The organism is Actinomycetes bacterium, from assembly GCA_036510875.1.
Taxonomy (GTDB): Bacteria; Actinomycetota; Actinomycetes; order Prado026; family Prado026; genus DATCDE01.
The window spans coordinates 1-4,007 of the sequence record DATCDE010000017.1 but is presented as its reverse complement, the minus strand read 5'-3'; the positions used below and the strand labels follow the sequence as shown (position 1 = coordinate 4,007).

Below are 4,007 nucleotides of genomic sequence, written 5' to 3'. Positions count from 1 at the left end.
TGCTGTAGACCACGAGCACCAGGAACCCGAGCACCACGCCGATCTGCAGCAGGATCCCGATGATCTCCAGCCAGCCGTTGACGGTCTCGCCGGCCGGCAGCAGGTCGGCCACCCACTGCGAGGCGAACGCCCCGCCCGGGTAGGGGAAGTGGCCGGTGTTGATCTGAGCGGCCCGGTACAGCAGGAGAGTCCAGACCACGTTGAAGATCATGAACAGCACCAGCCAGGCGGCCCCGAGGTGGGAGCCGAAGAACCGGGACTCGCGTCCCAGCTTGGCCGGGTTCTGCCGCACCCGGATCAGCGCGAACACGATGACCGCGACGAGGACGAGGACCGCGAAGAGGTCCTCGATGAACGCGATGAACGACCAGTTCTTCAGCACCGGGATCGCGAACGTGCGGCTGAACAGCGCGCCGTACGCCTCGATGATCGTGAGGCTGAGCACGAGGAAGCCCCAGAACGCGAAGACGTGGGCCACCCCGGGAACGGTCCAGTTGAGCAGCTTGCGCTGGGCGAGCACCTCGACGGCCTCGGCCTCCACAGCCTTGCGGGAGTCCTCGAGCAGGTTCGGCTCCGGCTGGCCGGTGCGCGCCAGCCGGTTGATCCACAGCAGCCTCCGCCCGGCGATGGCGAAGCCCACCACGCTGAGCAGCAGGCCGAGGGCGAGCCAGATCCAGCTCTCGTATGGCTGATCCACTGCGACCTCCCGGGCTGGCAGGGGAATCGGACGGAGCACCTGGGCGGAGCCTAGCCCGATGCTACTCGTCGGTAACTTCTGGGACGGCGATCTTGTCCGGATCCTGCCACTTGGGAATCCTGTCACCCTCCCTGAGGTTGACGTAGTAGCAAAGTTGAGTCAACCAGACTCAAGCCACTTGCGTCGACAGGGGGAAGGGCGCAAGATGGTCGCACCGATCTGTCGTTCTTCCCCTGTTCCGGAGGTACTCCCCATGGCCCGAGCGGTCGGCATCGACCTCGGCACCACCAACAGCGTCGTCTCCGTCCTCGAGGGCGGCGAGCCCACCGTCATCGCCAACGCCGAGGGCGCCCGCACGACGCCGTCCGTCGTCGCGTTCGCCAAGAACGGCGAGGTGCTCGTCGGCGAGGTCGCCAAGCGGCAGGCCGTCACCAACGTGGACCGCACCATCCGCTCGGTGAAGCGGCACATGGGCGACGGCGGCTGGAAGGTTGGCATCGACGGCAAGGACTTCACCGCGCAGCAGATCAGCGCCTTCGTGCTGCAGAAGCTCAAGCGGGACGCCGAGGCCTACCTCGGTGAGACCGTCACCGACGCGGTGATCACCGTGCCGGCGTACTTCAACGACTCCCAGCGGCAGGCCACCAAGGAGGCCGGGGACATCGCCGGGCTGAACGTGCTGCGGATCATCAACGAGCCGACCGCAGCCGCCCTCGCGTACGGCCTGGACAAGTCCGACAAGGAGCAGACCATCCTGGTCTTCGACCTGGGCGGCGGCACCTTCGACGTCAGCCTGCTCGAGATCGGCGACGGGGTCGTCGAGGTCAAGGCCACCTCGGGCGACAACCACCTCGGCGGCGACGACTGGGACCAGAAGGTCGTCGACCACCTGGTCACCGCGTTCAAGAACGCGCACGGCGTGGACCTGTCCAAGGACAAGATGGCTCTGCAGCGGCTGCGTGAGGCGGCCGAGAAGGCCAAGATCGAGCTGTCCCAGCAGAGCGAGACGACGATCAACCTGCCCTACATCACGGCCAGCTCCGAGGGCCCGCTCCACCTGGAGGAGAAGCTCAGCCGCTCGCAGTTCCAGCAGATGACCTCCGACCTGCTCGAGCGCACCAAGGCGCCGTTCCGCCAGGTCATCAAGGACGCCGGCGTCAGCGTGGACAAGATCGACCAGGTGGTCCTGGTCGGCGGGTCCACCCGGATGCCCGCCGTCGTCGACGTCGTCCGCGAGCTGACCGGTGGCCAGGAGCCGAACAAGGGCGTCAACCCCGACGAGGTCGTCGCGGTCGGTGCCTCGCTGCAGGCCGGCGTCCTCAAGGGCGAGGTGAAAGACGTCCTGCTGCTCGACGTCACCCCGCTGTCCCTGGGCATCGAGACCAAGGGCGGCATCATGACCAAGCTGATCGAGCGCAACACCACGATCCCGACGAAACGCTCGGAGATCTTCACCACGGCCGACGACAACCAGCCCTCGGTGCAGATCCAGGTGTTCCAGGGGGAGCGTGAGATGGCCGCGTACAACAAGCGGCTCGGCATGTTCGAGCTGACCGGCCTGCCGCCGGCCCCGCGCGGCATCCCGCAGATCGAGGTCACCTTCGACATCGACGCCAACGGCATCGTGCACGTCTCCGCCAAGGACCTCGGCACCGGTAAGGAGCAGTCGATGACGATCTCCGGCGGCTCGGCGCTGCCGAAGGACGACATCGAGCGGATGATGCGTGACGCCGAGCAGTACGCGGAGGAGGACCACCGCCGCCGCGAGGCCGCGGAGACCCGCAACCAGGCCGAGTCGCTGGTCTACCAGACCGAGAAGTTCATCGCCGACAACGCCGACAAGATCCCGGCCGACGCCAAGAGCAACGTCGACGGACCGCTCGCGGACCTGAAGAAGGCCCTCGAAGGCGACGACACGGAGGCCATCAAGTCGGCGGCCGAGAAGGTCGCCACCGCCAGCCAGGCGCTCGGGACGGCGATGTACGCGCAGGCCGAGCACTCCGCCCCCTCGTCCGAGTCGGGCACCGGCACCAGCGGCTCGGCCGACGAGGACGTCGTGGACGCCGAGATCGTCGACGAGGGTGAGGGCGGGAACAAGTGAGCGATGAGTCGACCCAGCCGCACGAGGGACCGGTGATCCGGGATAAGCGGCGGATCGACCCGGCCACCGGCCAGCTCCGGGAGCCCGCGGGTACCCCCGGAGCGGCCGCGGCCGCTTTGAACGAGGAGCAGTTCGAGGCCGGGGAGATCTCCGCCGAGATCGCCGTGCTGGCCGAGCAGCTGGCCGAACGGACCGCCGACGTCCAGCGGCTGCAGGCCGAGTACGCCAACTACCGCAAGCGGGTGGACCGCGACCGCGACCTGGTGCGTGAGCAGGCTGTGGCTGCGGCCCTGACCGAACTGCTGCCGGTGCTCGACGACGTCGGCCGGGCCCGGGAGCACGGCGAGCTCGAGGGCGGCTTCAAGTCGGTCGGTGAGGCCCTCGAGGCCGCAACGCAACGGCTGGGTCTGGTGCCCTTCGGCACGGTGGGCGAGTCGTTCGACCCCACCGTGCACGAGGCGCTGACCCACGAGCACCGCGACGACGTGGCCGAGGCCACCTGCGTGGCGGTCTACCAGGCCGGCTACCGGTTCGCTGACCGGGTGGTCCGCCCGGCCAGGGTGGCGGTGGCCGAGCCTACGCCGGGTGGGCCGCCGGAGGGCGGCGAGCAGGTCTGACCGCCGCCCGACGTGTGACCCGACGAGCAACCCGAAGCACCGAGAGGAGGGGACGCCGATGAGCAGCCGGGACTTCCTGGAGAAGGACTTCTACAAGGTCCTCGGCGTCCCCAAGGGCGCCAAGGCCGACGAGATCAAGAAGGCGTACCGCAAGCTGGCCCGCCAGTACCACCCGGACGCCAACAAGGGCGACCCGGCGGCCGAGGAACGGTTCAAGGGGATCTCCGAGGCCTACGACGTCCTGTCCGACGAGAAGCGGCGCAAGGAGTACGACGAGGGCCGGGCGCTGTTCGGCAACGGCGGCTTCCGGGTGCCCGGCGGGGCCGGCGGCGGTCCCGGTGGGGTGCCGTTCGACCTCGGCGACCTGTTCGGCGGCGCCGGTAGTCCCGGCGGGGCCGGGGCGGGCGGCATCGGCGACCTGTTCGGCGGCATCTTCGGCCGTGGCCGGGGCGGCCCCACCACGGTCCAGCCGCGGCGCGGCGCGGACATCGAGTCGGAGGTCACCCTCGGGTTCACCGAGGCGACCGACGGGGTCACCGTCCCGTTGCGGCTGACCAGCGACGCCGCTTGCCCGGTCTGCCACGGCACCGGG

General features: G+C 69.2%; 4 protein-coding genes. 3 read left to right on the top strand and 1 reads right to left on the bottom strand.

Features of this window, described 5'->3' with window-relative positions; genetic code table 11:
• Nucleotides 1-697, bottom strand: a 697-nt coding sequence (locus VIM19_01075) for a Fe-S oxidoreductase (GenBank protein HEY5183508.1), incomplete at its 3' end; no start/stop codon positions are given.
• 253 nt (nucleotides 698-950) lie between these two features.
• On the opposite strand from VIM19_01075, the gene dnaK reads away from it, so the two are divergent.
• From dnaK to VIM19_01060, 3 genes are all read left to right on the top strand, one after another.
• Complete coding sequence (gene dnaK / locus VIM19_01070) at nucleotides 951-2,798, top strand: molecular chaperone DnaK (protein HEY5183507.1); 1,848 nt, start codon at nucleotides 951-953, stop codon at nucleotides 2,796-2,798.
• On the top strand, nucleotides 2,795-3,415 hold the full coding sequence (gene grpE / locus VIM19_01065) for a nucleotide exchange factor GrpE (protein ID HEY5183506.1): 621 nt from the start codon (nucleotides 2,795-2,797) through the stop codon (nucleotides 3,413-3,415). The genes dnaK and grpE overlap by 4 nt, the downstream gene beginning before the upstream one ends.
• A 58-nt stretch (nucleotides 3,416-3,473) precedes the next feature.
• On the top strand, nucleotides 3,474-4,007 hold a 534-nt coding region (locus VIM19_01060), incomplete at its 3' end, for a DnaJ domain-containing protein (protein HEY5183505.1).